At 68.3% G+C, this 25,197-nt stretch carries 25 protein-coding genes; 17 read left to right on the top strand and 8 right to left on the bottom strand.

Going from position 1 to position 25,197, the window contains the following annotated elements:
* Positions 1–81 precede the first annotated feature (81 nt).
* The 4 genes from HPA01S_RS19145 to HPA01S_RS19135 all read left to right on the top strand — a co-directional run bounded on the left by HPA01S_RS19145 (position 82) and on the right by HPA01S_RS19135 (position 1,842).
* Positions 82–546, top strand: a complete 465-nt coding sequence (locus HPA01S_RS19145; RefSeq protein WP_066272461.1) for an RcnB family protein — start codon at positions 82–84, stop codon at positions 544–546.
* A 135-nt stretch (positions 547–681) separates the two neighbouring features.
* Positions 682–1,299 (top strand): thioredoxin fold domain-containing protein, encoded by a 618-nt coding sequence (locus HPA01S_RS19140; protein WP_066272459.1) that lies wholly within the window; start codon positions 682–684, stop codon positions 1,297–1,299.
* 110 nt (positions 1,300–1,409) lie between these two features.
* On the top strand, positions 1,410–1,550 hold the full coding sequence (locus HPA01S_RS23385; protein WP_169801556.1) for a hypothetical protein: 141 nt from the start codon (positions 1,410–1,412) through the stop codon (positions 1,548–1,550).
* 10 nt (positions 1,551–1,560) lie between these two features.
* Complete coding sequence (locus tag HPA01S_RS19135; RefSeq protein WP_066272458.1) at positions 1,561–1,842, top strand: DUF427 domain-containing protein; 282 nt, start codon at positions 1,561–1,563, stop codon at positions 1,840–1,842.
* A gap of 93 nt (positions 1,843–1,935) precedes the next feature.
* On the opposite strand, the gene ylqF is transcribed toward HPA01S_RS19135, so the two are convergent.
* Positions 1,936–2,877, bottom strand: coding sequence for a ribosome biogenesis GTPase YlqF (gene ylqF, locus HPA01S_RS19130; protein WP_066272454.1), 942 nt, complete (start codon positions 2,875–2,877; stop codon positions 1,936–1,938).
* 142 nt (positions 2,878–3,019) lie between these two features.
* Here ylqF and HPA01S_RS19125 point away from each other — a divergent pair, with 142 nt between their 5' ends.
* Positions 3,020–3,490, top strand: a complete 471-nt coding sequence (locus tag HPA01S_RS19125) for an SRPBCC family protein (protein ID WP_066272452.1) — start codon at positions 3,020–3,022, stop codon at positions 3,488–3,490.
* A gap of 55 nt (positions 3,491–3,545) precedes the next feature.
* Here HPA01S_RS19125 and gshA read toward each other — a convergent pair whose 3' ends face one another.
* Both gshA and HPA01S_RS19115 read right to left on the bottom strand, forming a co-directional pair.
* Positions 3,546–5,105, bottom strand: a complete 1,560-nt coding sequence (gshA, locus tag HPA01S_RS19120) for a glutamate--cysteine ligase (protein WP_066272450.1) — start codon at positions 5,103–5,105, stop codon at positions 3,546–3,548.
* Positions 5,106–5,137: 32 nt separating this feature from the next.
* The gene (locus HPA01S_RS19115) at positions 5,138–6,142 is read right to left on the bottom strand and encodes a tRNA-dihydrouridine synthase (RefSeq protein ID WP_066272449.1); all 1,005 of its coding nucleotides are present in this window, start codon (positions 6,140–6,142) and stop codon (positions 5,138–5,140) included.
* 243 nt (positions 6,143–6,385) lie between these two features.
* Between HPA01S_RS19115 and HPA01S_RS19110 the strand changes: the two genes are divergently transcribed.
* From HPA01S_RS19110 to bktB, 4 genes are all read left to right on the top strand, one after another.
* On the top strand, positions 6,386–7,030 hold the full coding sequence (locus HPA01S_RS19110) for an RluA family pseudouridine synthase (protein WP_066272486.1): 645 nt from the start codon (positions 6,386–6,388) through the stop codon (positions 7,028–7,030).
* A gap of 10 nt (positions 7,031–7,040) precedes the next feature.
* Positions 7,041–7,814, top strand: coding sequence for an SDR family NAD(P)-dependent oxidoreductase (locus tag HPA01S_RS19105; protein ID WP_066272448.1), 774 nt, complete (start codon positions 7,041–7,043; stop codon positions 7,812–7,814).
* Positions 7,815–7,845: 31 nt separating this feature from the next.
* Positions 7,846–8,448, top strand: coding sequence for a histidine phosphatase family protein (locus HPA01S_RS19100; RefSeq protein WP_245638701.1), 603 nt, complete (start codon positions 7,846–7,848; stop codon positions 8,446–8,448).
* Positions 8,449–8,549: 101 nt separating this feature from the next.
* On the top strand, positions 8,550–9,755 hold the full coding sequence (gene bktB / locus HPA01S_RS19095; protein WP_066272447.1) for a beta-ketothiolase BktB: 1,206 nt from the start codon (positions 8,550–8,552) through the stop codon (positions 9,753–9,755).
* A 166-nt stretch (positions 9,756–9,921) separates the two neighbouring features.
* Here bktB and HPA01S_RS19090 read toward each other — a convergent pair whose 3' ends face one another.
* Together HPA01S_RS19090 and HPA01S_RS19085 are read right to left on the bottom strand one after the other, a co-directional pair.
* Positions 9,922–12,042, bottom strand: coding sequence for a nuclease-related domain-containing DEAD/DEAH box helicase (locus HPA01S_RS19090; RefSeq protein WP_066272446.1), 2,121 nt, complete (start codon positions 12,040–12,042; stop codon positions 9,922–9,924).
* A 363-nt stretch (positions 12,043–12,405) separates the two neighbouring features.
* Entirely contained in the window at positions 12,406–13,146 is a 741-nt protein-coding gene (locus HPA01S_RS19085) for a 2OG-Fe dioxygenase family protein (RefSeq protein WP_066272444.1), read from the bottom strand.
* A gap of 144 nt (positions 13,147–13,290) precedes the next feature.
* Here HPA01S_RS19085 and HPA01S_RS19080 point away from each other — a divergent pair, with 144 nt between their 5' ends.
* On the top strand, positions 13,291–13,686 hold the full coding sequence (locus HPA01S_RS19080; RefSeq protein WP_157085095.1) for a bacteriohemerythrin: 396 nt from the start codon (positions 13,291–13,293) through the stop codon (positions 13,684–13,686).
* A 246-nt stretch (positions 13,687–13,932) separates the two neighbouring features.
* Here HPA01S_RS19080 and acuI read toward each other — a convergent pair whose 3' ends face one another.
* The 3 genes from acuI to HPA01S_RS19065 are packed head-to-tail and all read right to left on the bottom strand — an operon-like array spanning position 13,933 to position 16,945.
* Positions 13,933–14,931, bottom strand: coding sequence for an acrylyl-CoA reductase (NADPH) (gene acuI, locus HPA01S_RS19075; RefSeq protein ID WP_066272441.1), 999 nt, complete (start codon positions 14,929–14,931; stop codon positions 13,933–13,935).
* Between the two features lie 12 nt (positions 14,932–14,943).
* Complete coding sequence (locus tag HPA01S_RS19070; RefSeq protein WP_066272439.1) at positions 14,944–15,177, bottom strand: hypothetical protein; 234 nt, start codon at positions 15,175–15,177, stop codon at positions 14,944–14,946.
* A 4-nt stretch (positions 15,178–15,181) separates the two neighbouring features.
* A complete protein-coding gene (locus tag HPA01S_RS19065; protein WP_066272438.1) occupies positions 15,182–16,945 on the bottom strand; it encodes a long-chain fatty acid--CoA ligase in 1,764 nt (587 codons plus the stop codon).
* A gap of 160 nt (positions 16,946–17,105) precedes the next feature.
* Here HPA01S_RS19065 and HPA01S_RS19060 point away from each other — a divergent pair, with 160 nt between their 5' ends.
* The 7 genes from HPA01S_RS19060 to HPA01S_RS19030 all read left to right on the top strand — a co-directional run bounded on the left by HPA01S_RS19060 (position 17,106) and on the right by HPA01S_RS19030 (position 25,159).
* Positions 17,106–18,176: a glycerophosphodiester phosphodiesterase gene (locus HPA01S_RS19060; RefSeq protein WP_084360826.1), complete on the top strand. Its 1,071-nt coding sequence runs from the start codon at positions 17,106–17,108 to the stop codon at positions 18,174–18,176.
* Positions 18,177–18,225: 49 nt separating this feature from the next.
* Complete coding sequence (locus HPA01S_RS19055) at positions 18,226–18,603, top strand: DUF2946 family protein (RefSeq protein WP_066272436.1); 378 nt, start codon at positions 18,226–18,228, stop codon at positions 18,601–18,603.
* Between the two features lie 81 nt (positions 18,604–18,684).
* Entirely contained in the window at positions 18,685–20,079 is a 1,395-nt protein-coding gene (locus HPA01S_RS19050) for a TolC family protein (protein WP_157085094.1), read from the top strand.
* A gap of 88 nt (positions 20,080–20,167) precedes the next feature.
* On the top strand, positions 20,168–21,586 hold the full coding sequence (locus HPA01S_RS19045) for a multicopper oxidase family protein (protein ID WP_066272432.1): 1,419 nt from the start codon (positions 20,168–20,170) through the stop codon (positions 21,584–21,586).
* A 50-nt stretch (positions 21,587–21,636) separates the two neighbouring features.
* Positions 21,637–21,990, top strand: a complete 354-nt coding sequence (locus HPA01S_RS19040) for a copper-binding protein (protein WP_066272430.1) — start codon at positions 21,637–21,639, stop codon at positions 21,988–21,990.
* Between the two features lie 196 nt (positions 21,991–22,186).
* The gene (locus HPA01S_RS19035; RefSeq protein WP_066272428.1) at positions 22,187–23,776 is read left to right on the top strand and encodes a methyl-accepting chemotaxis protein; all 1,590 of its coding nucleotides are present in this window, start codon (positions 22,187–22,189) and stop codon (positions 23,774–23,776) included.
* 54 nt (positions 23,777–23,830) lie between these two features.
* Positions 23,831–25,159, top strand: coding sequence for a TAXI family TRAP transporter solute-binding subunit (locus tag HPA01S_RS19030; protein WP_066272426.1), 1,329 nt, complete (start codon positions 23,831–23,833; stop codon positions 25,157–25,159).
* Positions 25,160–25,197 lie beyond the last annotated feature (38 nt).

Below are 25,197 nucleotides of genomic sequence, written 5' to 3'. Positions count from 1 at the left end.
TGCACGCGCTGCGCGCTGCATTTACCGGCCGTTCACATGGCGCCCCGAGGATGGAGTCTCACCAACCCACAGGAGAAGACCATGAAATCCCGAAGCCTTGTTGTGTACGTCCTCGCTGCCGCCACCTTGGGCGTGAGCTCGCTGTCCTTCGCGCAGGGCCCGCGTTTCGAGCCCGCCCACATGCAGCGTGTGGACGATCGGCGCGACGACCGTCGGGACTTCCGCCACGATCGCCGGGACGAGCGCCGCGATTTCCGTCATGACCGCCGCGATGACCGCCGGGACTTCCGCCACGACCGGCGCGATTTCCGCCCCGCCCCGGTGGTGCGCCACCACCACTATTACTACAACGCGCGTGGCCCCGAGTTCCGCCGCGGCGGCTACCTGCCGCGCGAATACCGCAACCGCCAGTACGTGGTGGTCAACCCCAAGCAGCACCACCTGTACGCGCCGCCGCGTGGCCAGCAGTGGGTGCAGGTGGGCAGCGACTACGTGCTGGTCGCCATCGCCACCGGCCTGATCGCCAACCTGATCCTGAGCCGCTGAACGGCAACCGCCCGCACACAAGGCGCAGCGCACCCGGCCGCCGGGGCGTTGCTCCCTGTTTCATGCCCCTGGCGTCGCCGGCCCGCGCCATCTCTGCGATGATGCGGTCCAGGAAAAACCACCTCGACCCCTGCCATGAAACTTCGCCTCCTCACCCTGCCCCTGGTTGCCGCCGTCGCCCTGTCGCTGGCCGCGTGCTCGAAAGAAGCCTCCACCAGCGCGCCCGCCGCCGCAGCCGGTACCGCCGGCGCCAGCGCACCCGACACCAGCCCGATCGCGCCGGCCCAGGCCTTCGACGTGCTCGCCAGCCAGGGCAAGGGCTTCACCGCCGGCGCGATGATGAGCGCCCACACGGTCTACGTGCTGTTCGATCCGCAGTGCCCGCACTGCGGCCACCTGTGGCAGTCGTCCAAGGCGCTGCAGAGCAAAATCAAGTTCGTCTGGCTGCCGGTGGCGATCATGAACGCCAAGAGCGCACCCCAGGGCGCGGCCATCGTGACAGCGGCCAATCCGGTCGAGACCATGAACGAGCACGAGCAGCAACTGCTGGGCGGCAAGGGTGGCATGTCGGCCTCGGCCAGCATCCCGGACGACGTGCTCGCCAGCATCAAGGCCAACACCATCCTGCTCGAACGCCTGGGCGCCACCTCGGTGCCTTTCATCGTGGCCAAGGACGCGCGCACCGGCTCCGTGGTGACGCAGGCCGGCGCCATGAGCCCCGAGGCGCTGGCCGCCTTCGTCGGCCTTCAGTAAACCCGCTTCAGAGCGCGCCGTCGGCCCCCTGCGGCGCGCTCAAAACAGCCGTTTTGTCGCTTACCATCGGCGCTGCAAGCCGCGCTTCGCGGCAGTGAATGGAGAACGCCATGGGCAAAGAACAGCGCAACGAAAAAATGGCCAAGAAGCCGAAAAAGGACACCTCGGTGCCCAAGGGCCCGGTCACCTCCGACCGGCCCACGCCCCCCGTCACGGCCGTGATGCCGCGCGGCAAGGAAAAGAACAAGTGAAGCACGCGGCATGAAGGCCACCTGGAACGGCGTGACCATCGCCGAGAGCGACGACACGGTGGTGCTCGAAGGCAACCACTACTTTCCGGAAAGCGCGCTCAACCGTGCCTACGTGACCTTCAGCAACCACCGCACCACGTGCCCGTGGAAAGGCCAGGCGAGTTACCTCTCGCTGCTGGTCAATGGTGAGCTCAACGCCGACGCCGCCTGGTATTACGCAGACCCGAAACCCGAGGCCGAAGAAATCAAGGGCCGCGTGGCGTTCTGGAAGGGCGTGAAGATCGAGGCCTGAGCACCGGCCACGGGTGCGCCCCCGTCAGCGGCGCGAACACCTGCATCCCCACCCGCTTCTTTCCGCTGCCGCCGGCAGCATCGCGGTGCGCGTTCAGCGCCGGTCCGGCTTGCGGGGTTTGGCGGTGCGTTCCTTCTTGCGCCCCTGGCGCTCGGCATCGGCCTGCTGGCCGGCCTTGAGCCAGCCCGAGAACTGCTCGGGCGTCTCCAGCGTGATGCGGCCCAGCGCGCCGCTGCGGAAGTCGGCGATCAGCAGCTCGGCGGCCTTCTGCCAGTTGATCGCACCACCACCGGCCAGCGCACCACGCTTGCGGCCGATCGCTTCCATCAACTCCTCGTCCGGCAACGCGGCGATGGCCTCGTCGCTCAGGCCCAGCTTGTAGCGCGCCTCAATCAGACCGGCATAGGACAGCTTGAGCTTGTTGAGCAGTTCCAGCGCCACCTCCTGGTCGTCGTAGGCGTTGCGGCCCACTGCGCCGCTGGCCGCGAGGTTGAAGCCGCTCTCGGGCACCACGATGCGCGGCCACAGCATGCCGGGCGTGTCGAACAGGTAGAAGTCGTCGGCCAGGGCCATGCGCTGCTCGGTGCGGGTGATGCCCGCCTCGTCACCGGTCTTGGCGGCACGTTTGCCCATGAAGGTGTTGATCAGCGTGGACTTGCCCACGTTGGGAATGCCGCAGATCAGCACCCGCATCGGCTTGACCATGCCGCCGCGGTTGGGCGCGAGTTCGCGCGACGAGGCGATGATGGCGCGCGCCGGCGCGGTGATGCTGGCGTCGAGCGCAATGGCGCGGGTGTTGGCCTGGGCGTTGTAGTGCGCGAGCCAGAGCGCGGTGCGTTCGGGGTCGGCCATGTCCTGCTTGTTGACCACCTTGAGTGTCGGTCGGGCCGAAGTCAGTTCGGCCAGCAGCGGGTTGGCGCTGGAGCCGGGCAGGCGCGCGTCGAGCATCTCGATGACGACATCGATGTCCTTCACGCGCTCGGTGATGGCCTTGCGTGTGAGGTGCATGTGCCCGGGGAACCACTGGATGCTCATCGCGAAAAAATCAGGTTGGGAATGAGGAAAAAAGGCTGCATTGCAGCACCGCAGCGGGCATTGTGCCTTGGTGTTAGTCCCGGGGCGTCGCCGCACCTGGCTGCCTACAATCATCGGCACTACAACACCCGAGGAGACATACATGAGCATCACGGTCAAGATCGACTTGGGCTATGAGTTCGACGTCAAGGCCAAGGCGGCCGAGGTGTTCGAAGTGCTGTCGGATGTGCCCGAGTCGGTGTCCCACTTTCCCAAGGTGGAAAAGCTGACCGATCTGGGCGGCGGCGTCTACCAGTGGGAGATGGAAAAGGTCGGCACCGCGCAGGTGAACATCCAGACCATCTATGCGAGCAAGTACGTGAGCGACCCGGTGCGCGGCACCGTGAAGTGGACGCCGGTCAAGGGCGTGGGCAACGCGCAGGTGGGCGGCAACTGGAAGATCGTGGACAACAAGAAGTCCACCGGCCTCACGCTGGCGATCCAGGGCACGATCGAGGTGCCACTGCCCGGCCTCATGAAGATGGTGGTGGCACCGGTGGTGGAAGCCGAGTTCGAGAAGCTGGTCGAGAAATACATCAACAACCTGATCAAGCGTTTCGGCGGCGAAGTCTGAGCACCGCCGAGCCGGCCCTGCCCGTTCTCAGCGCGCGCCCTGCGCGGCAGGCGCCTCAGGCCGCGACCGGCAGCACCGACACCGCGGCATGGCCCAGCCGTGCGGGTGACGTGTACTCCTGCCGGTAGACCTCGAACGGCATCGAGTCGGTTGCTTCGATGTTGCGCTGGTCTTCCACCGACTTCGCGGCCATGGCCTCGTAACGCGCCTGCTGCTTGCTGGCCCAGGGCAGGCCCAGCAGGTGCTGGTGCGTGATGCGCGATTGCGCACCCGCAAAGGCGATAAAGGAATCGTCGTGGTGTTGGTGCATGGCCTGCAGCACACGCGCCGAAGGCAATTGGTCGGGGTCTTGCAGCAGGCTTTGTGCCTGGGCCACGGCCAGCGCGTGTTCATGGCCGCCGTGCGCTTCATCGAGCAGCGCGGCGATAGGCCCCAGCTGGGCCAGCAGTTCGGCGCCCCACTGCACCAGCGGCACGTCCTGGCCGTTGCGCTTCAGGTTCAGGCCGGGCTCGCGACCGCGTGCGGCTGTCAGGTGCTGGTTGTGTGCGAGTTCGTGGATCTCGGCCGGCGTGTCGGGCGGGCTGTCCGAGAGCAGGCAGTGCAGCAGGAACACATCGAGGAAGCGCAGCGTGGACGCGCCGATGCCGATGGGCTCGAACGGGTTCAGGTCCATCAGGCGGACTTCGATGTACTCCACGCCGCGCTCACGCAGCGCATGCAGCGGGCGCTCGCCAGGGAAGATCACGCGCTTGGGGCGGATGGTGCCGTAGAACTCGTTCTCGATCTGCAGCAGCGTGGTGGCGAGCTGGTTGTAGTCGCCACCCGGATTGCGGATGCCCACCGCTTCGTAGGCCGGCCAGGGGCGGGTGAGCGCGTCGTGCAGCGAGGCGGCATAACCTTCGAGGCCGTTGTAGCTCACGGCCAGCGTGGACTGTGCCTCGCTCTGGTAACCGAGGCGGCCCATGCGCAGCGAGGTGCCGTGCGGCATGTAGAGCGTGCCGTTGTCGCCCAGCTTCTGCAACTCGTGCTGGCGGCCTTCGACGAAGGTGGAGCACAAGGCCGGCGAGGCGCCGAACAGCGTGAGCAGCAGAAAGGCGTGGCGGCGGAAATTGCGGATAAGGGCAAAGTAGCCGTCGTTGTCGACACCCGGCAGCGACCAGTTGTAGTGGATGCCCGAGATGGTCTGCATGCGCCGGCCGTAACGGTGTGCCAGCCCCATGCGGTAGACGCTCTTGGCGCGGCCGACATTGGACGAGCCGTAACGGCCGATCGGAATCGTTTCGTCGGGCGGCAGGCCACACGGCATGCTGGAGGCCCACATCATCTCGTCGCCCTGCGCACGCAGGCTGCGCACGGTGTACTGATGGATGTCGGTCAGCTCGGCCAGGCAGCTTTCCACGCTGTCGTGCACACCGGTGATGAGCTCCAGTTGCGACTCGCTGTAGTCGGTGGTGATGTGCGGGTGCGTCAACGCACTGCCGAGCGCCGCCGGATGCGGGGTGGCCGCGAGCTTGCCGTCGGGCCGGGCGCGCAGGCTTTCCTTTTCCAGTCCGCGGCGCATGCCACGCAGACGGTCTCCTGTGAGGGTGTCCAGCCGTTGTTGTAGGGATGTCATACAGGCGTCGTTTTCGGGTCTGGGGCCGGAAGTTAACACGCCAGCGCCATTTCTGCTGGCAGCGCCGGAGACGGCGCTGTGCTAGGCATTTCAGACAACTGGGCGCGCTGCAGCCAGGCCTCGATGTCGGCGGGCTCGTTAAGCAGACGCAGTTCGTCGAACGCGGCCTGGGCCTCGGGGTAACACTTGCGCAGGTAGTTGAGCCATTGTTTGAGCCGGCCGGCGCGGTGGCGGCGCTCCACGCGGGCGCTCACCTGTTGCCAGAAACTCAGCAGCAGCGGCGGCAGCACGGCCCAGGGCACACCGCCCGCCTGGCCTTTGATGGCGAGCGCGAGGCCGGGGTCGGTGACCATGCCGCGGCCGATCATGAGGTGTTCGCAGCCCGTCACTTCGCGGCAGCGAACGGCGTCGGCCACGCTCCAGATCTCGCCGTTGGCAATCACCGGCAGGCGAAGGTGGGCAGGCAGCGAGGCGCGCACCTCGGCCAGCCGATCCCAGTAGGCGGGTGGCCGGTAGCCATGGGCCTTGGTGCGGGCGTGGATCACCAGTTCGTCGGCACCGGCATCGGCGATGGCGTGGGCACATTCTTCGGCGCGGCTGTCGTCGTTGAAGCCCAGCCGCATCTTGGCCGACACCGGCATGGCCGCCGGCACGGCGCGACGCACCGCCGCCACGATGCGGCCGACCAGCTCGGGTTCGTCCAGCAGCACGGCGCCGCCGCGGCTCTGGTTGACGGTCTTGGCCGGGCAGCCGAAGTTGAGGTCAATGCCGTGCGGCCCGAGGCCGGCCAGCCGGGCGGCGTTTTCTGCCAGCAGGGTCGGATCGGAGCCGAGCAGTTGTGCGCGCACCGGCACGCCGGCGCGGGTGCGCCCGCCGTTGAGCAGCTCGGGCACCACTCGGATGAAGGCGCGCTCGGGCAGCACCGTGGTGGTGACGCGGATGAACTCGCTCACGCAGCGGTCGATGCCACCGGTGCGCGTGAGCACATCGCGCAGGGTGGCGTCGAGAAGTCCTTCCATGGGCGCGAGCAGCAGCATGGGGGGTATTGTCCTTTGCCGGGAGAATGTGCGGATGTTCCTGTCCTTTTCTCCCTGTGCTCCGGCAGCTCCGGTCATCGCCGACCGGGCGGAACGGCTCCGCGAATCTCCCCCGGGATGGCTGCGCCATCCCTCCCGATCACCGACGAGCTCATTGGTGCTCGAACGTTGGACTGCCCACATTTCTTCTGGCGCATGGATGAGCAGAACGCCGTGCGTCCATGTGCCCGCAAGGTGCGCCGCATGAGCAACGTGCAAGTCATCCACGAAGACGACACGATGATCGTGCTCGACAAACCCGCCGGCCTGCTGGCCGTGCCGGGCAGAGGCCCCGACAAGCAGGACTGCCTGAGCGCCCGCGCCCAGGCCCGCTGGCCCGACGCCCTGGTGGTGCACCGGCTCGACATGGCCACCTCCGGCCTGGTGGTGATGGCGCGCGGCATCGAGGCACAACGCCAGCTCGGCCGCGCCTTTGAAACCCGGCGGGTGCACAAGCGCTACACCGCTGTTGTCGCCGGCACATTGCACAACCTGCAGCCCGACAACGGCTGGAACACCATCGACCTGCCGCTCATCATCGACTGGCCCAACCGCCCACGCAGCATCGTCAGCGCCGAGCTCGGCAAACCCAGTGTGACGCGCTGGCGCATCGCCGGCCCTTCGGAACCCGACAGCACCCGGCTCGAACTCGAACCCGTCACCGGCCGCACGCACCAGCTGCGCGTGCACCTGCAGGCCATCGGCCATCCGATACTTGGCGACATGCTCTACGCCACGCCCGAACAGCAGGCCCGCGCCCCGCGCCTGCTGCTGCATGCACAACAGCTCTCGTTGCCGCACCCGCTGAGCAATGAGACCATGCACTTCCACAGCCCCTGCCCTTTCTGAGACGCATGCCATGACCACCATCCACCTCACCATCCTCACCGGCGGCTCGCGCGGCATGGGCCTGTCCATGGCAAAACAGTCGCTGCGCTCCAACGGCCACCTGCTCACCATCGCGCGCCACGTCAACGCCGAACTGGCCGACAAAGCCCGCCGCCAGGACGCCACCCTCACGCAATGGACACAGGACCTGGCCGACACCACCGACGCCGGACAGCGCCTGGCCGAATGGCTGGCCGACCTCGATGCCGCCACCATCGCCAGCGCCACGCTCATCAACAACGCGGGCGTGATCCCGCGCATCGGCCCGCTGGACGAATGCCCGCCCAGCGAACTCGCCAACGCGCTGCGCGTCGGGCTGGAAGCACCGATGCAGCTCACCGCCGCGTTCCTGCGAAGCACCCGCATCTGGGTGGAAGGCGGCTGGCGCGGCCCGCGCAAGGTGCTCAACATTTCCTCCGGCCTGGGCCGGCGGGCGATGGCCGCGCAGGCGCCCTACTGCGCGGCCAAGGCCGGCATGGACCACTTCACGCGCTGCTGCGCGCTGGAAGAAGCACAGCGGCCGCACGGCGCGCAGCTGGTGTCGCTGGCACCCGGCGTGATCGACACCGACATGCAGATCCAGCTTCGCGCGGGCGACCCCGCAGCCTTCCCCGACCGCGAGCGTTTCGTCGAACTCAAAAACCAGGGCCAGCTCACCTCGCCCGACGAGGCCGCAGCGCACGTGCTGGCCTTTCTGGCCCGGCCGGACTTCGGCCAGGAGCCCGTGGCCGACGTGCGCGGCTGAGCCGCAGACATTCCCCAAGGAGACCTCTCGCATGTTCAACACCCCCATGCCCCGCCGCCGCTTCACCCAGGCCGCCGGTGCGGCCCTCGGTGCCGGCCTGCTGCCCGACCTGGCGCTGTCGCAAGTGGCACCGCCCGCCGGCTTCTGGACCCTGCTGCGCGAAGGCGGCTGCGTGCTGCTGATGCGCCACGCCCAGACCCAGGGCGGCGGCGGTGACCCGCCGAACTTCACGCTGGGCGACTGCAGCACGCAACGCAACCTGAGCGAAGCCGGCCGCGAACAGGCACGCAAGATGCACACGGCCTTCATGCGCGAACAGGTGCAGATCCATCAGGTGCGCTCCAGCGCCTGGTGCCGCTGCGCGGACACCGCCATGCTGGCCTTCAAGAAGAACACCGTCTGGCCGCCGCTCAACGCCTTCTTCGGTGCCGAAGAGCGCGAGGAACAGACGCTCGACGTGATCGAGAACCTGCGGGGCTGGGCCGCGCCACGCAACCAGGTGCTGGTGACGCACCACATCAACGTCGAAGCCCTCACCGGCCAGACCCCGGCCATGGGCGAGATCCTGCTCACGCGGCCGGGCAAGGACAGCAGCGGCACGCAGCTGCGCGTGCTGGCGCGCCACAGCTTCTGACCCGCCTCGCGGCCCAGCCTTCGTGGCAGGGCTAGGATGTTGGCCGACACCTCATTTTTTCCCCTCCCCCGCCCCTCTCTTCACCCATCAAGGAAACCACCATGAGCAACACCAGCACCACAAACCGCCGTGACGTGTTCGTCGTCAGCGCCGTGCGCACCGCCATCGGCACCTTTGGCGGCAGCCTGAAAGACCAGCCGCCCACCGAACTCGGTGCGCTCGTGGTGCGCGAATCGCTGGCACGCGCCAGCGTCGAGGGCAAGGACGTGGGCCATGTGGTGTTCGGCCACGTCGTCAACACCGAACCGAAAGACATGTACCTCTCCCGCGTGGCGGCCATCACCGGTGGCTGCGCCGAAGGCACGCCCGCCTTCAACGTCAACCGCCTCTGCGGCTCGGGCCTGCAGGCCATCGTCTCGGCCGCGCAGAGCATCCAGCTCGGCGACACCGACATCGCCATCGGCGCCGGTGCCGAGGTGATGAGCCGCGCCCCCTTCGCCAGCCTCAACATGCGCTGGGGCGCGCGCATGGGCGACACCAAGATGGTCGACATGATGATCGGCGCGCTGCACGACCCCTTCCACAACATCCACATGGGCGTGACGGCCGAGAACATCGCCGCCAAGTGGGGCATCAGCCGCGAAGACCAGGACCAGCTGGCGGTGGACAGCCACAACCGCGCGCAGCGCGCCACCGAAGCCGGCCTGTTCAAAGACCAGATCGTGCCGGTGACGCTCAAGAGCAAGAAGGGCGACGTGGCCTATGCCACCGACGAACACTTCCGCAGCAACGCCACGATGGCCGACTTCGCCAAGCTCAAGCCGGTGTTCCAGAAAGAGAACGGCACCGTGACGGCCGGCAACGCCTCGGGCATCAACGACGCCGCCGCGGCCGTGGTGCTGATGGACGGTGATACGGTGAAGGCACGCGGCGCCAAGCCGCTGGCCCGCCTGGTCGCCTACGCCCACGCCGGTGTGGACCCGAAGTACATGGGCATCGGCCCGGTGCCCGCGACCCAGCTGGCGCTGAAGAAGGCCGGCCTGACGGTGAACGACCTCGACGTGATCGAAGCCAACGAAGCCTTCGCCGCACAAGCCTGCGCCGTCACGCGCGACCTCGGCCTGGACCCGGCCAAGGTCAACCCCAACGGCTCGGGCATCTCCCTCGGCCACCCCATCGGCGCCACCGGCGCGCTGATCACCGTGAAGGCCATCCACGAGCTGCAGCGCGTGCAGGGCCGCTATGCACTGGTGACCATGTGCATTGGTGGTGGGCAGGGGATTGCGGCGATCTTCGAGCGGGTGTGAGCCAGGAGCGCAGGCTGTGCGCCGTTCACGGCGGGGCAACTCAAGCCCTGCCTGCCCTGAGCAGGGAAAGCGGCTTTCGGCGGCGGATTCAACCGGCCGATGCAACACACTAACCACCGTCGAGCACCGCGCCACCGAACTAGTACTACCCCGACGGACCGGGCAACTACCCGCCAGTCTCCGCCGCTTGCAGCAACCGCTCCAGTGGCTCCAGCCGTTTGGCGAAGAAGCAGTGGAATGGGCTCTCCGCATGGACATAGACGACGATGTTCTCGCGAGCCCGCGTCAGGCCGGTGTAGACCAGTTCGGCCGAGTCCCGGGCGCCCACAAGCAGTACCACGGTGGGCGATTCGAAGCCCTTGAAGCTGTGCGTGGTGGAGAGCTTCATCACACCGCTGTTGAGGTTGAAGGCGTACTTCTTCTGCTTTTCCACCGCGTGCACCGTTTCCAGCGCGTGCTGGAGCGACTTGAACATACGGCTGACCGGCTCCAGCGCGCGCTGCAGGCCGCGAGCCGCCTCCAGGCCACCAGGGAAGTCGCGCAGGCGCTCCTGGTCCAGCTCACGGTGAGCGCTGATGCCCCAAACCTGGGCCTCACGCAGCACCTCCACCAGTTCCATCAGCTCTCGGCTGGCGAAGGTGGTCAGGGTGTGCTCACGGTGGCGCGGCCCCTTGCGCACCTGGTAGTCGATCTCTCGCAGCTCCTCCTTCTGGGAGGCGATCACGGTGAGGTCGTTAGGATGTATGCGTTCCTGCTGAGCCAGCCGTATGACCTGCGCGGCCAGAGTAGCATGGTCGCCATCCACGAAACCCTGGAAGGCATTGACACCTACCAGCGACAGCGCCGGTTGGTAGGCCGCGTCGGCCTCCCAGTCGTACCGCTGGGCCAGGAACTCGCGCTGGAAGTTGCTGGCCAGCGCCAGGATGTGCGAGTCTGCTCGGTAGCGAAAGCTCTTGTTGAGAGTCAACCAGCGACCGTAGCCGTCCGGCAGCCGCACCTTGCGTTCCTCGTCCACCGGCCGGTTGTAGATGTTCTGCCGCTCATCGCCAAATAGCACCAGTTCGCCGCCCTCCTCCAAGAAGAATTCCTGCAGAATCTGCACCCAGGCCGGCCGGTAGTCTTGGATTTCGTCGACCAGTATGGTGCGGTAGCGGTGCCGGCCCTTGGCCTTGGGCTGGTCGGCCTCCTGGCTGGCGAAGATTTCCCGGAACAGCCCAATGTTGGAGTAGTACTCGCGCTCGTACCAGACATCGGGCGACTCGCGCAAAGGCGGCAAGACGTCCACCCCGGCATTGCCCAGCACGCCGGTGATGAAGCCGTGGTAGTGCAAGATCTGGAAACGCGACCAGGAAAAGTCGCTGCGCACCTCGCTGATCCTGTCGTGAACGTACATGCGCAGCGTGAGGTTAAAGGTCAGCAGCAGCACGTCGCCGCCATGCCGCGCATGGGCGCTCACAGCGCGCCGCGCCAGCACCGTGGTCTTGCCGGAGCCGGCCAGCCCGCGGATCTTGGCGTGCCCCGGCAGGCTCTGGCCCAGCGCCGCTTGGCGAGGCGTGTAGGCGATCTCGCGGCCCTGGTGCGCGTAGTGGAAGGGCGGCATCAGCAGGCGCAGGAATTCAGCATGGATGTCGTCGGTGAACAACTCCGACGGCACCCGGTCCGGGAAACGCATCTTCCAGCACAGTTGGTCGGCCGTGACCGTCATCTTCATGTCTCGGTCGAGGCGATTCCGCTTGCGGTTAAGCGCCTCCAGCCTGCGTTCGAACTCCACATGCGGGATGCGCTTCTCCCGGAAGGCCAATGCGTTGTCCGCCAACTGCTGGCGCAGCACGCCACGCGCGGGGGCATAAAAATGCTCCACCGCGTCTCTGTTCGGGCCATGCAGGTAGACCAGCACATGGATCAGGCCGTAGAAGCGCTTGTCTTTGGCGGCCCTCTCCAGCAGGCCGTTGACGTGCAGCTTGAAAAAGGTCTGCTTGTAGTGGAAGGCCTGAGCCGCCGGGCTGCGCAGCGCATAGGGGTGAGCTCCGTGGCGCAGCGACCAGCGGTTGTCGGCATCCACGCAGTATTGCACCAGATCCCAGTCCTTAACCTCGACGATGAGCAGGCCCCGCTCGCGGTGCATCAGCACGATGTCGGGCCGGTCGCCGTTGATGCAGGGCTGGAAGAACACCTGGGTGCCGGCATCGAGCTGCGCCTCCAGCCAGTGCAGCAGGTGTAGCTCGCCGGGCGTGGCCGGCTGTCGAAATTTCGCGATGTCTTCGAAGGGGGGAATCACCTGGGCCATATACCCCCGACTGTAGTCTGTAGCTACCGTCGGCGATCTGTCTGCGGCGCCGATAGCCTGGCCCGCACGCCCACCACCGCCCTCAGCCTGCCAGCCCCAGCGGCGCTTGGCTACTGACACCCGACAGCAGCGGCCCACGGCCCGGCGTCGTCTTCTATGCCGATGCCTGCGACCTCGCCATGCTGGACATGGCCGCCCGGCTGGCCGATGCAGGACGTCGTTGCTGCCTGACGTGTTCACCGCCACGGCCCCTATGGCACCATTGGTGCCGGCCGGGGTCTTCGCCGGCGACGTGATGGCCATCCTGGGGCCGCTTCTCGTTGACATAAGTCATCGTATCCATACAACACGACGGCATCGACTTCAATCCCCCTGAAACCCGCCCCTGCGGTACGTCACCACCAACGTATCCCGCCAGCCCAGCGCGTCCGCATCCACCGGCTGGATCGGGGTGGTTTCGTGGATCACTCGGGCGTCGTCGAGCAGCAGCAGCGACCACGGGTCGCGCAGCGTGAAGCGCTGGCCGCTCGGGCCGTTGGCTTCGAACACGCGGCTCTCTCCACCCTTGATGGCGTGGCGGCCGACCATGAACACCGCCACCAGGTCCACGCCGTCGCGGTGTGCGCCTTCGGGCGTGGGCCGGCCGATGCCGTCGGTGGTGTCGATGCGGAACGGGTGCGCCTCCACGTACCAAGGCTGATCGCCGCGCAGGGCGCTGGCCGCTTCGCCCAGCCTGGTCAGCAGGTGGTTCCACACCGGCAGTGCCACCACCTCAGGCTCCATCGGTTCGAACCAGCGTTGCATGCCGCCGTGCAGCGCGTTGTATTCCAGCGGTTGCCAGTGCGCGCGGTGCGGCGACTGCTCCACGCGCGCGCCGTTGACCACAAAACAGCTGTGGCGCCGGCTGCGGTAACGCCCACCGTCCTTCAGGTAGGCGTCGGCCGGCAGGCGGTCCCAGCCCGCATGCAGGGCCGCCATGTCGGCGGCCGAGGCGCCCAGCCACTCACCCACCGCGTGCGCGCTGAGCAGGGCAAAGCCGTGGGACTTCAGGGCACCGTGCAGATCGGGCAGCGGCACATAAGGAGGTTGGAATTCGCTGGTCATGGGCGGCCAGTGTAGCGGCGGGCCGGTGGGCCGACGGCGCGTCGGGGCTATCGACCACTCGCCGGTTTGCGCTGGATCAACACGCACACCACGCACTGCGGCGAAGCTGGCGCCCTGCCCTCCCGGGCGCACCAGGAGCACACCATGACAACCGCACCTCAGTGGACCGAAGCCATGCGGCTGGACCACCCTTCGATGGACACCATGAACCAGCAATTGATGGACCTGCTGGCGCGCGCCCACGCGGCGGACGATGCGCAACTGCCGCAGGCCTGGGCCGATCTGGTTGCGCACACCGCCCTGCACTTCGGCCAGGAAGACCGCTGGATGCGCGAGACCGCACACGGCCATTCGGACACCCATGTGATGGCGCACCGCGTGGTGCTGAACCTGCTGCGCGAAGGCCTGATGCAGGCGCGCGCTGGCGACCTGGCGCCGGTGCGCCGCATGGCGCGTGAGCTGGGCGCCTGGTTCTCACGCCACACGCAGTCTTGCGACGCGCCGCTGGCGCTGCACCTGCGCAGCCACGCCATCCACTAAGGCGTGTTCAGTCGCGCCGTGCCAGCCGCCGCAGCCGCACCTGCAGCTCCTTCACGAGTTGCATGTCGCCGTTGGCGGGGCCACCTGCAGCGCGGTGTTGAAACGCTCGGCGGCCAGGCCTTCGTTGCCCTGCTCAAGATGCGCCAGGCCCGGCAGGCGACAGGCGCAGAAAGGACGAGTCGCTGCCGGAGGCCAGCACACGCTCCAGTGCCGCCGGGTCGATGTGTGCCGACATGTCGGCCCGCCTCAGGCGTTGACGTTGACCACCAGGCGCCCGCGCACGCGGCCGGCCAGGATGTCGGCACCGGCGGCGATGGCGTCCTGCAGGCCGATCTCTTGCGTGATGGCCGCGAGCTGTGCGCGGTCCAGCGTGCGGTCCAGTGCGCTCCAGGCGGCCTCGCGCTGGGCCATCGGGGCCATCACGCTGTCGATGCCGTACAGCGTGATGCCACGCAGGATGAAGGGCGCCACGCTGGCCGGCAGGTCCATGCCCTGGGCCAGGCCGCAGGCGGCGATGGCGCCACCGTAGCGCGTGCTTGCACAGGCATTCGCCAGCGTGTGGCTGCCCACGGAATCGACCACACCGATCCAGCGCTCTTTCTGCAGCGGCTTGCCGGCGGCATTGAGTTCGTCGCGGTGGATCACGCTGGCCGCGCCGAGTGACTTGAGGTAATCGGCTTCCTGCGGCCGGCCGGTGGAGGCCACCACCGTGTGGCCCAGGCCGGCCAGCAGCGAGATCGCCACGCCGCCCACGCCACCGCCCGCGCCGGTCACCAGCACCTCGCCGCTGCCGGGTGCGGTGCCGGCGGCGGCCCAGTGGCGCTGCAGCGCCAGCACGCACAGCATGGCGGTGTAGCCGGCGGTGCCGAGTGACATGGCATCGCGCGCGCTCAGGCCGGCGGGCAGGGCCACCAGCCAGTCGCCCTTGACGCGTGCCATCTGCGCCAGCCCGCCCCAGTGGCCTTCACCCACGCCATAACCGTTGAGCAGCACGCGGTCGCCGGTGTTCCATTTCGGGTGGGCGCTGTGTGTCACCGTGCCGGCGAAGTCGATGCCGGGCACCATGGGAAAGCTGCGCACCACGGGCGCCTTGCCGGTCAGGGCCAGGCCGTCCTTGTAGTTCACGGTGGAGTAGTCGATGCGCACCGTCACGTCGCCCTCCGCCGGCAGTTGCGCCTCGTCGAGTTCGGTGAGGTCGCAGCGGTAGCCCGCTTCGGGCTTGGTGATCACAAGGGCTTTGAACATGGTGCTTCTTTCCTAGGGGTTGGTGGCCGGCGCCGACTCGCGCCACAGGCGCACCGTCAGCCACCAGGCCAGCAAGGAATCGGTCAGCGCCACCACGCTGAGCACCAGGCGCAGCCCCATGGGTGGGTCGGTAGCCTGCATGAACAGCACGATGACGGACGACAGCAGCTGCAGCGCGATGATCAGCCAGAACAGGCTGCGGCGCGGCTGCCACAGGCGACGGAAAGATTCTGCAAGAGAAGGCATGTCCTTATTGTGCGGGGGTCAACGGTGCGGGGTCGGCCAAGGTGTTGCTCTCGTGTTCCTGCTCCTGCAGCAGGCGCCACATCACCTTGCCGCTGCCGCTCTTGGGCAGGGCCGTGACGAAGGCAACCGTGCGCGGGCACTTGTACACCGCCATGTGCTCGCGGCACCAGTCCAGAATGTCCTGCTCGCTGGTGCTGGCGCGCGCCGCTTCGCGCAGCACCACCACCGCCTTCACGCTCTCGCCGCGGTAGGCGTCGGTGGTGGCGATCACGCAGGCTTCGGCAATCGCCGGGTGCTTGAACATCAGCGCCTCCACCTCGGCCGGCCAGACCTTGAAGCCGCTGGCGTTGATCATGCGTTTGAGCCGGTCGGTGATGAAGTAGTAACCGTCTTCGTCAACGCGGCCGAGGTCGCCGGAGCGGAAGTAACGTTGCCCCTCGAACTGGATGAAAGCGGCTTCCGTGGCCTCGGGGCGTTTCCAGTAACCGTCGAACACCTCGGGCCCGTGCATGATGATTTCACCCGCTTCGCCCTGCGGCATTTCTTCCAGCGTGATCGGGTCCACCACACGCGCCTGCGTGCCCATGAACGGGATGCCCAGGCACTGCTGCTTGGGGTGGTCGGGCGGGTTGTTGTGCGAGGGTGCGGCGGTTTCGGTGAGGCCATAACCTTCCGAATACCGCAGGCCGTACTGATCGAGCAGGCGCTGCGCCACCGCTTGCGGCATCGCCGCACCACCACCGCCCACCAGCTTCAGGCTGGTGAGGTCGTACTGGTCGAACCGCGGGCTGGCCAGCAGGTCGATCACCATGGTGGGTATGTTGGTCCAGTGCGTGACGCGCCAGTGCGAGATGAGCCGGCCCGCCAGCTCGCGGTCCCAGCGCGGCATCAGCACCATGGTGGCACCGAGGTAGATGGCGGCATGCATGCCGGCCACCATGCCGGTGATGTGGAACATCGGCACCACCAGCAGGCCCACGTTGTCGGCCGTGCTCTGGGTCCACAGGCCCACCGCCACCGCGTTGTGCATGATGGTTCGGTGCGGGTGCATGCAGCCCTTGGGCAGGCCGGTGGTGCCGCTGGTGTAGGGCAGCACCGCCAGGTCGTCAGGTCCGCGGTTGTGTGCGGGCGCCGTGCTCTGGCAGGCCAGCGCCTCGGCCCAGTCGCTCACGGTGCCGCCAGGCAGCGCCGGTGTGGCGTGGCGCGTGGCCAGCCAGTCGGCCCAGGCCGGCGGGATCTCGGCTGCCGGCCCGATGGCATCGCTGTAGTGCGACACCACCAGGTGGCGCAGGCGGTCGCCCTCGCGCACACAGTTGTTGGCCTGCAGCAGTTCACCCGCCAGGTCGGCGGCGGCAATGGCCACGCGCGCATCCGGGTCCAGGATGTAGTGCTTGAGTTCCTCGGCGCGGTTCATCGGATTGACCGGCACCACCACCGCGTTGGCGCGCAGGATCGCAAAGTGCGCCACCACCCACTGCGGGCAGTTCTGCATCAGCAGGATCACGCGGTCGCCGTCCTGCACGCCGTTCTCGCGCAGGTGCGCGGCCAGGCGTTCGGCCTGCGTGTGCAGCTCGCGGTAGCTCAGCACCTGGTCGAAGAACACCAGCGCCGGCTTGTCGGGGTAACGCTGCGCGCTCACCACCAGGTTGTGCCACAGCGAGGTGGCCGGCGGCGTGATGCGGTGCGGCAGGCGCGCAGGCCAGAAACGGTGGTGTGCGTTGGGATCGGGGCGCGCCGGGGCGCTCCCGGCTTCGGGCTGGCTGCTCATCGTTTGTCTCCAATGACCTGCGGGTGTTGTGCAACAAGCATACGGGGCGCACCGGCACAGGGCAGCCTCGGTTTGTCGCACGTGGGACCGCAGGGTTTTCCCCCATGCCGGCAGGGAATGGTGTCTTGCAGCGGTCACGCCCGGCTGGCAGACTGCACCCATGACCCGACCAAGTACCCCCGGCGTGCAACGCCTGACCTGGATTCGCTGGAGCTGCACCACCGCCCTCGGGCTCTCTTTGTGGTGCACGGGCGCCGCACTGGCCTTCGACGCGCAGGGCCACCGCGGCGCGCGTGGCCTGGCGCCCGAAAACACCCTGGGCGCGTTCGAGCGCGCGCTGGCCATCGGCGTCACCACGCTGGAGCTCGACGTGGTGCTCAGCGCCGACGGCGTGCCGGTGATCACGCACGACACCACGCCCAACCCCGACATCACACGCGACGCCGCCGGCCGCTGGCTGCAGGCGCGCGGCAAGCCCTTCCACCAGCTCACGCTGGCCGAGATCGGCGCCTGGGACGTGGGTCGCATCAACCCCTCGTCCCGCTACGCGCGCGACTTCGCCGAGCAGGTGTCGCAGGACGGCCAGCACATCCCCACGCTGGCCTCGCTGTTCGACCGCGTGCATCAGCTGGGCGCGCGCCATGTGCGCTTCAACATCGAACTGAAAATCAACCCGCACAAGCCCGACGAGTCGCCCAACCCGGAGACCTTCGTGCGCGCCGTGCTGGACGTGATCAAGGCCAAGGGCATGGCCTCGCGCGTCACGCTGCAGAGCTTTGACTGGCGCATCCAGAAAGTGGCGCGCGAACTCTCGCCGGGCATGCCGCTGTCCTACCTGTCGGCCAAGTCCACCTTGCGCGGCAACGACTGGACCGCCGGCCTGCGGCCGGGCGACTTCGAAGACGTTCCCGCACTCGTCGCCGCGGCCGGCGGCAAGATCTGGTCGCCCAACTTCAACGACCTCGACCAGCACGTGCTGCAGCGCGCCCGCGCACTCGAACTGCGCGTGATCCCCTGGACGGTGAACGAGCCGCAAGACATGGCGCGCCTGATCGACTGGGGCGTGGACGGTCTCATCACCGACTACCCCGACCGCCTGCGCGCCGTGATGCAGCAACGCGGCATGGGCCTGCCGCCGCAGGTGATGCCACCGGTGGCCAAGGCCGCCGCCCCGGCACCCGAGAGCCCGCCAGCGCCAGCGCCTTTTGGCGTCGCACCCGAGTTGCCCTGAAACTCGGGGCGGCGGGAACCTGGCGGGGCGCGCCGTATCATTCCAACCCATGCGCCACCTGCTGCTCGCCCTCATGATCGTCCTGCTGCCCGTGCGCGGCTGGATGGGTGACGCCATGGCGGTGGCCATGCTGGCCGCCCCGGCACACAGCAGCATGAACACAGCGGCCAGCAGCGCGCCGCCCTGCCCCGAACACGCCATGGCCAGCGAAGCACCTGCCACCAGTGCGCATGCCAACGCGGATGGCGATGACAGCGCAATGAACCACCACGTGCACAAGAGCTGCGAGGTCTGCAACGGCCCGGCGATGGCCTTGTCCACCCCGGTCGTGCCGGCCCTGGCGCCGCGGCACGGCCTGCTCGCGCCACCGGCCGAGCGTTTCGCCAGCTCCGAACCGCAACGGGGCCACAAACCACCCATTTCCTGAGCGCACACACCCGAGGTGCGTCCGCCGCCGCCCGCCCAGGGCCGCGCTGCGGGCGCTGGTCTGTGTTCTCAGGAGATGTCCATGGCTTTTTTCCGGCGGCCTGTGCCGCTTCGCCCACCGCGCCTGCGCGCTGGGATGTTCATGGCCTGCGCGCTCGCGCTGGCTTCCACCCGGGCCTACCCGCTGCATGCGCTGGATGCGCTGGCAGCAGCCGACCCCACCCACGCGTCCAGTACGTCCCCCTTGCGGCTGCCCGCCAGCGGCACGGCCGATGTGCCGCCCCTGCCCGAGGGAATGGACGCCGCGCGCGCCGCCTGGCAGCGCGCCAACCAGCGCGTGGCCGAATTCGCGCGCGGCCACGCCGACCTGCTGCGCTGGGAATCCCGGCAAGCCACTGCACCGGCCACAACCGCCACATTCACCAAGGCACAAGCGACCACCAGCGACACCACACCGCTGGACCTGCCTCAGGCCCTGCGCCTGTCGCTGCGCCACCGGCCCGAGTTGTTCACCCACGCCGACAGCCCTGCGCCGACGCGCGCGCAGATCGGCGCGGCCTACGCGGCCCATGTGCGCACGCTGCAACAGGCCTGGGTGATGGCCGTGGCGGCGCGCCAGCGCGAACACCTGCTGAACGATGCACTGGACGCGGCCCGCACCGGCAGCGAACTGGGCCGGCGCATGCTGGCGGCCGGCAACTGGAGCCAGGCCCGCCAACTGCGTGAGCAACGGGTGGAAGCCGAGGCCTGGCAGGCCAGCGTGCAGGCACGCAGCGAGAGCCTGGCCGCCGTGCAACAACTCGCCACCCTGCTCGGGCTGTGGCGAGCCGATGACGTGGCTCAACTGGGCGAGCGGCTGCCGACCGACCTGCCCACGCCGCCAGCACAACCCTCGCCCGGCGAAGGCCTGAACGAGGCGACGCTGGAAGCCGCCGTGCTGCGCAGCCATCCCACGCTGGCGCAGGCCCGGCTGCTGGCCGCGCGCGAACTCGCCGCCGTGCCTGGGGCACGCCGCCAGGCCTGGAGCGCGGCGGTGCAGAGCGCGCTCGACGCCCTGCCCGATGTCGGCACCGGCATCGGCCAAGCCAGCACGCCACCGCACCTGGACGATCTGCCCTTGCTGCGCGACGCCGCGCTCGCGCGTGCCGTCAATGCCGAAGCCACGCTGCTGCGCCAGGCCACGCAACACCGTGCGGCCGCGCGCCACACCTGGGCCGAACTGCAGTTGCGCCACGCCGCCGCCCTGCACGCGCAGAACGTGCTGCTGCCGCTGCAGACCGCGGTCGAGCAGGAGACCTTGCTGCGCTACAACGGCATGCTGGCCAGCACCTGGGATCTGCTGGCCAGCGCACGCGAACGCCTGGGCGCACTCGACACGGCCCTGCAAGCGCGGCGCGCCTACTGGCTGGCGCAGGCCGACTGGCAGGCGCTGCTGGCCGGTGCCGAAGAACGCGCCGAAGGAGGTGCCCAACCATGAGCACCGCACACGTCAGCGCAGTGCGCCACCGCCCGCAGCCCGCCGCCCCACAGGCGCTGCGGCGCCCACCCCTTGCCGAAAGCTCACCATGACCCACCACCCGCTCAACCGACGGCATTTCTTCGCCGGCGCGGCCGCGTCCGCGCTGGCCGCCACCAGCGTGAGCCGCGTCGCCCTGGCCGCCATTCCAGAGGCCGTGCAACAAGCCTCGGCCGACACCGCCGCGCCCTGGACGCCACCGGGCGTCACCGGCGCCGGCCGGCCCTACAACCCCGTCGTCACGCTCAACGGCTGGACCCTGCCCTGGCGCATGAAGGACGGCGTGAAAGAGTTCCACCTGGTGGCCGAACCGGTGGTGCGCGAGATGGCGCCCGGTTTCCTCGTCAACATGTGGGGCTACAACGGCCAGAGCCCGGGCCCGACCATCGAGGTGGTGGAAGGCGACCGCGTGCGCCTGTACGTCAGCAACCGGCTGCCCGAACACACCACCGTGCACTGGCATGGCCAGCGCCTGCCCAACGGCATGGACGGCGTGGCCGGGCTCAACCAGCCCGCGATCCCGCCCGGCAAGACCTGCGTCTACGAGTTCACCGCGCGCCGCCCCGGCACCTTCATGTACCACCCGCACGCCGACGAGATGGTGCAGATGGCCATGGGCATGATGGGTTTCTGGGTCACGCACCCGAAACAGAAACACCCGCTGATCCACGAGGTGCAGCGCGACTACTGCTTCCTGCTCAACGCTTTCGACGTCGAACCCGGCAGCATGACGCCGCAGGTCAACACCATGCTGGAGCAGAACATCTGGGCCTGGAACAGCCGCGTCTTCCCCGGCATCACCCCACTGGTGGCGCGGCAGGGCGAACGGGTGCGGGTGCGGGTGGGCAACCTCACCATGACCAACCACCCGGTGCACATCCACGGCATCGAGTTCGAGGTGACCGGCACCGACGGCGGCCCCACGCCAACGGGCGCACGCTGGCCCGAGGTGACGGCCGACATCGCGGTGGGCCAGATGCGGCAACTGGAGTTCATTGCCGACGAGCCCGGCGACTGGGCCATGCATTGCCACAAGAGTCACCACACCATGGGGCCGATGGGCCATGCCGTGCCCACCCTGATCGGAGCCGACCACCGCGGCCTGGTCGCGCCGTTGCAACGCGCCAACCCCGACTACATGGTGATGGGCGAACGCGGCATGGGCGACATGGGCCAGATGCCCATGGAGTTGCCCGCCAACACCTTGCCCATGATGACCGGCACCGGCCCCTACGGACCGATCGAGATGGGCGGCATGTTCACCACGCTCAAGGTGCGCGCCGACCAGAAGCCCGGCGACTACAGCGACCCCGGCGACTACGCCATGCCCGCCGGCACCCAGGCGCGCCTGATCGACAGTGACAGCACCGAGGCCCCCGCGGCCGAACGGTCGGCCACCCCGGTCGCACCCCAACCGGGCAGCGCCAGTGCGCGCAAGCCCGCCGCCAGCGGCGGCCACCGGCACTGAAGGCCCTCCGCCAAACCATCGACCAACCCATTGACCAGACAGGAAACACCATGCACCACCACACCATCCTCGCCATCGCCCTGGCCGCCAGCGCCGGCCTGGCCTCGGCCCAGAGCGCTGACCACAGCCACCACGTGGCACCGGCTGCTGCCGCCGGGAACGGCAGCAGCGCTGCCACCGCAACACCCACCGAGGCCGAGGTGCGCAAGCTCGATCGCGCAGCGGGCAAGGTCACGCTCAAACACGGCGCCATCCCCAACCTGGACATGCCCCCCATGACCATGGTCTTCGAGGCGCGGGACATGGCACTGCTGAACGGCCTCAAAGCCGGCGACAAGGTGCGCTTCACGGCAGACCGGGTGAACGGTGCCTTCGTCCTGCGCAGCATCGAAGCCACGCCCTGAACCGGCACGGGTCCGGTTGTCGGACCGTGGCGGGAAATGAGCGGCGCTTGATCTGGATCAACTGCCGCTCAGGGCACACAAAAAAAGTAGCGCCCGGCCCTTGGGTGGCACCGGCTTTTGCCGATACATGCATCAGAGTTCCGCGTTTCGCTGCCTGCCAGCGCGCGGCAACGGCCCTGTATCGACACCGACTCCCATGCGCACCAACCTGCCCGTCACTCAGCAAGAATTCGTCATTCCCGAAGGCGTCACCCTGGTTTCGACCACCGACCTGCAAAGCCGCATCACCTACTGCAACCCGGCCTTTGTCGCCGTCAGCGGCTTCGAGCGCGAGGAATTGCTGGGCCAGCCGCACAACCTGGTGCGCCACCCCGACATGCCGGCCGAGGCCTTCCGCGACATGTGGGCCACGCTGGCCAGCGGTTCGCCCTGGTCGGCGCTGGTGAAGAACCGGCGCAAGAACGGCGACCACTATTGGGTCAAGGCCAATGCCACGCCGATGGTGGAGAACGGCCAGCCGGTGGGCTACATGTCGGTGCGCACCCGCCCCACGCGCGACGAGGTGCAGCAGGCCGAGGCGCTGTACGCCCGCATGCGCGCCGAAACCGAACGCGGCCACACCACCCTGGCGCTGCACCGCGGCCACCTGGTGCGCCATGGCCTGATCGGGCGCCTGCAGCGCCGGCTGCGGCCGACCGTGGGAAAACGCATCGCGTTCTGCTCCGTCGGCATGGCGGCCGCCGGCCTGCTGGTGGGCGACCTCACCACCTCGTTCGGTACGGCCGCCCATCTGGGCGCTGGCCTGGGCTTGCTGGCGCTGGCCGCGCTGGCCGCTGCGCTGTTGCGCCACCAGGTGCTGGCGCCCTTGAAGCAGGCAGTGGTGTTCGCCAACCGCATGGCCGCCGGCGACCTGTCGGCGCGCACCGAAGCCCGGGTCAGCAACGAGTTCGGTGAACTCGCCACCGCGCTCAACCAGCTCAACGTGAACCTGCAGGCGGTGGTGGCCGATGTACGGCACGAGGTGGAGGGTGTGCAGGTGGCGTCGAGCCAGATCGCCGCCGGCAACCAGGACCTGTCCTCGCGCACCGAGTCGCAGGCCGGCAGCCTGGAAGAAACCGCCGCCTCGGTGGAAGAACTCAGCAGCACGGTGCAGCAAAGCGCCAACTCCTCGCGCGAGGCCTCGGTGCTGTCGCAGCGGTCGGCCGACGTGGCGCGCAAGGGCAACGACGCCATGGCGCGGGTGATTCACACCATGGACGGTATCCGCCAATCGTCCAGCCGCATCGGCGAGATCATCGGCGTGATCGACAGCATCGCCTTCCAGACCAACATCCTGGCGCTCAACGCGGCGGTGGAAGCCGCGCGCGCCGGCGAGCAGGGGCGCGGTTTTGCGGTGGTGGCCGGCGAGGTGCGCAACCTGGCCCAGCGCACGCTCACGGCGTCGAAGGAAATCAAGGCGCTGATCGAGGCCTCGGCCGGCCAGGTGGCGACCGGCAGCGAACTGGTGCACAGCACCGGCAAGACCATGACCGAGGTGGTGCAGTCGGTGGAGCAGGTCAATGGCCTGATCGGCGAGATCACCGGTGCCACCCAGGAACAGGCCCTGGGCCTGGCACAGATCAACCAGGCGGTGGGCCACCTCGACGCGGTGACGCAGCAGAACTCGGCCATGGTGGAGCAACTCGCCGCCGCCGCCAGCTCGCTGCAAGCCCAGGCCCAGGTGGTGAACGACGCGGTGCGCGTGTTCCGCCTGCACCCGCGCTCGGAACCGGTCGCCCAGGGCTGACACGCGCGCGCCCGCGCAACAAGTGCTGACAGTGCGCCGTGCTAATGTCGCGCCATGCCCAAGACCCTGCGCTACACCCTGCTCTCGCTGCGCGAGATGCTGCTGTCGGCCGGCCCGTTCGCCATCCTCACGATCGCCCTGCTCTGCTTCACTTTCTGGTGGCTCAAGCCCAACCCGCCGAACCGCGTGGTGCTGGCCACCGGGCCGGCGCAAAGCGCCTACGACGAGTTCGGCAAACGTTATGCCGAAGCGCTGGCGCGCAACGGCATCACGGTCGAGCTGCTGCCGTCTGAAGGTTCCTCGGCCAACCTGGAGCTGCTGCGCACCGGCAAGGCCGACCTGGGTTTCGTGCAGGGCGGCACGGCCGACATCGGCTACGACGACGAAGATTCCATCTCTTCGCTGGGCAGCCTGTTCGTGGAGCCGCTGTGGCTGTTCTACCGCGAAGAAAGCGCCAAGCGCCTGCACAAGGCGCCCGTGGTGAGCAAGCTGGCGGACCTGAAGGGCTGGCGTGTCAACGTGGGCACACCGGGCAGCGGCGTGCCGCGCCTGTTCTCCACCCTGCTGGAAGTGAACCGCATCAGCGCCTCCGACCTCACGCTGAGCGAACTGGAACAGACCCCGGCCACGGTGGCGTTCCTCAACGGCGAAATCGACGCCGTGGTGTTTGCCTCGGCACCCGAATCGCTGATGGTGCAGATGCTGCTGCAGACGCCGGGCGTGCGCCTGCTCGACTTTGCGCAGAGCGAGGCCTACTCACGCCGCTTCGGTTACCTCACGCCGGTGGTGATGCCGCAGGGCGTGGTGGACCTGGCCAACAACATCCCGCCGCGCAACGTGCGGCTGGTCGCCTCCACCACCAGCCTGCTGGCGCACGCCGACACGCACCCGGCCATCCTGCAGCTGTTCGCACAGACCGCGACCGCGTTGCACGGCGGTGCCAGCTGGTTCAGCCGGGCACGCGAGTACCCCAACCTGGAGCACAGCGAGGTGCCCATCGCCGCCGAGGCGCAGCGCGTCATCAAGGGCGGCACCCAACCTTTTCTGCAGCGTTACCTGCCGTTCTGGCTGGCCAACCTGATCGAGCGCATGTGGCTGGCCATGGGCCTGATCATCGCGCTGGCGCTGCCGCTCTCGCGCATCGTGCCGCCGCTCTACACCTTCCGCATCCGCAAGCGCGTGTTCCGCTGGTACGCCGAACTGCGCGACGTCGAACTGCGCAACGAGAACAACAGCGAAAGCACCCAGGTGCTGCTGGAGCAGCTCGACGAGATGGAATCCAAGGTGGAGAAAGTGGTGGTGCCGCTGTCGTACACCGACGAGCTCTACGCGCTGCGCAACAACATCCACCTGGTGCGCAAGAAGCTGCTGCGCAAGGCCTGAAGCCCCGAGACCAGGGGCAGCAAGGGTCCGGCTCCGCC

This window comes from Hydrogenophaga palleronii NBRC 102513 (genome assembly GCF_001571225.1).
Lineage (GTDB): Bacteria > Pseudomonadota > Gammaproteobacteria > Burkholderiales > Burkholderiaceae_C > Hydrogenophaga > Hydrogenophaga palleronii.
Note: the sequence above shows the minus strand (reverse complement) of the source record. Positions and strands in the feature narration are given on the sequence as shown.

Excerpts from the sequence above, each read along its gene's own strand:
- HPA01S_RS19145 (WP_066272461.1), top strand. The coding sequence starts at position 82 with ATGAAATCCCGAAGCCTTGTTGTGTACGTCCTCGCTGCCGCCACCTTG.
- HPA01S_RS19140 (WP_066272459.1), top strand. The coding sequence starts at position 682 with ATGAAACTTCGCCTCCTCACCCTGCCCCTGGTTGCCGCCGTCGCCCTG.
- HPA01S_RS23385 (WP_169801556.1), top strand. The coding sequence starts at position 1,410 with ATGGGCAAAGAACAGCGCAACGAAAAAATGGCCAAGAAGCCGAAAAAG.
- HPA01S_RS19135 (WP_066272458.1), top strand. The coding sequence starts at position 1,561 with ATGAAGGCCACCTGGAACGGCGTGACCATCGCCGAGAGCGACGACACG.
- ylqF (WP_066272454.1), bottom strand. The coding sequence starts at position 2,877 with ATGAGCATCCAGTGGTTCCCCGGGCACATGCACCTCACACGCAAGGCC.
- HPA01S_RS19125 (WP_066272452.1), top strand. The coding sequence starts at position 3,020 with ATGAGCATCACGGTCAAGATCGACTTGGGCTATGAGTTCGACGTCAAG.
- gshA (WP_066272450.1), bottom strand. The coding sequence starts at position 5,105 with ATGACATCCCTACAACAACGGCTGGACACCCTCACAGGAGACCGTCTG.
- HPA01S_RS19115 (WP_066272449.1), bottom strand. The coding sequence starts at position 6,142 with ATGCTGCTGCTCGCGCCCATGGAAGGACTTCTCGACGCCACCCTGCGC.
- HPA01S_RS19110 (WP_066272486.1), top strand. The coding sequence starts at position 6,386 with ATGAGCAACGTGCAAGTCATCCACGAAGACGACACGATGATCGTGCTC.
- HPA01S_RS19105 (WP_066272448.1), top strand. The coding sequence starts at position 7,041 with ATGACCACCATCCACCTCACCATCCTCACCGGCGGCTCGCGCGGCATG.
- HPA01S_RS19100 (WP_245638701.1), top strand. The coding sequence starts at position 7,846 with ATGTTCAACACCCCCATGCCCCGCCGCCGCTTCACCCAGGCCGCCGGT.
- bktB (WP_066272447.1), top strand. The coding sequence starts at position 8,550 with ATGAGCAACACCAGCACCACAAACCGCCGTGACGTGTTCGTCGTCAGC.
- HPA01S_RS19090 (WP_066272446.1), bottom strand. The coding sequence starts at position 12,042 with ATGGCCCAGGTGATTCCCCCCTTCGAAGACATCGCGAAATTTCGACAG.
- HPA01S_RS19085 (WP_066272444.1), bottom strand. The coding sequence starts at position 13,146 with ATGACCAGCGAATTCCAACCTCCTTATGTGCCGCTGCCCGATCTGCAC.
- HPA01S_RS19080 (WP_157085095.1), top strand. The coding sequence starts at position 13,291 with ATGACAACCGCACCTCAGTGGACCGAAGCCATGCGGCTGGACCACCCT.
- acuI (WP_066272441.1), bottom strand. The coding sequence starts at position 14,931 with ATGTTCAAAGCCCTTGTGATCACCAAGCCCGAAGCGGGCTACCGCTGC.
- HPA01S_RS19070 (WP_066272439.1), bottom strand. The coding sequence starts at position 15,177 with ATGCCTTCTCTTGCAGAATCTTTCCGTCGCCTGTGGCAGCCGCGCCGC.
- HPA01S_RS19065 (WP_066272438.1), bottom strand. The coding sequence starts at position 16,945 with ATGAGCAGCCAGCCCGAAGCCGGGAGCGCCCCGGCGCGCCCCGATCCC.
- HPA01S_RS19060 (WP_084360826.1), top strand. The coding sequence starts at position 17,106 with ATGACCCGACCAAGTACCCCCGGCGTGCAACGCCTGACCTGGATTCGC.
- HPA01S_RS19055 (WP_066272436.1), top strand. The coding sequence starts at position 18,226 with ATGCGCCACCTGCTGCTCGCCCTCATGATCGTCCTGCTGCCCGTGCGC.
- HPA01S_RS19050 (WP_157085094.1), top strand. The coding sequence starts at position 18,685 with ATGGCTTTTTTCCGGCGGCCTGTGCCGCTTCGCCCACCGCGCCTGCGC.
- HPA01S_RS19045 (WP_066272432.1), top strand. The coding sequence starts at position 20,168 with ATGACCCACCACCCGCTCAACCGACGGCATTTCTTCGCCGGCGCGGCC.
- HPA01S_RS19040 (WP_066272430.1), top strand. The coding sequence starts at position 21,637 with ATGCACCACCACACCATCCTCGCCATCGCCCTGGCCGCCAGCGCCGGC.
- HPA01S_RS19035 (WP_066272428.1), top strand. The coding sequence starts at position 22,187 with ATGCGCACCAACCTGCCCGTCACTCAGCAAGAATTCGTCATTCCCGAA.
- HPA01S_RS19030 (WP_066272426.1), top strand. The coding sequence starts at position 23,831 with ATGCCCAAGACCCTGCGCTACACCCTGCTCTCGCTGCGCGAGATGCTG.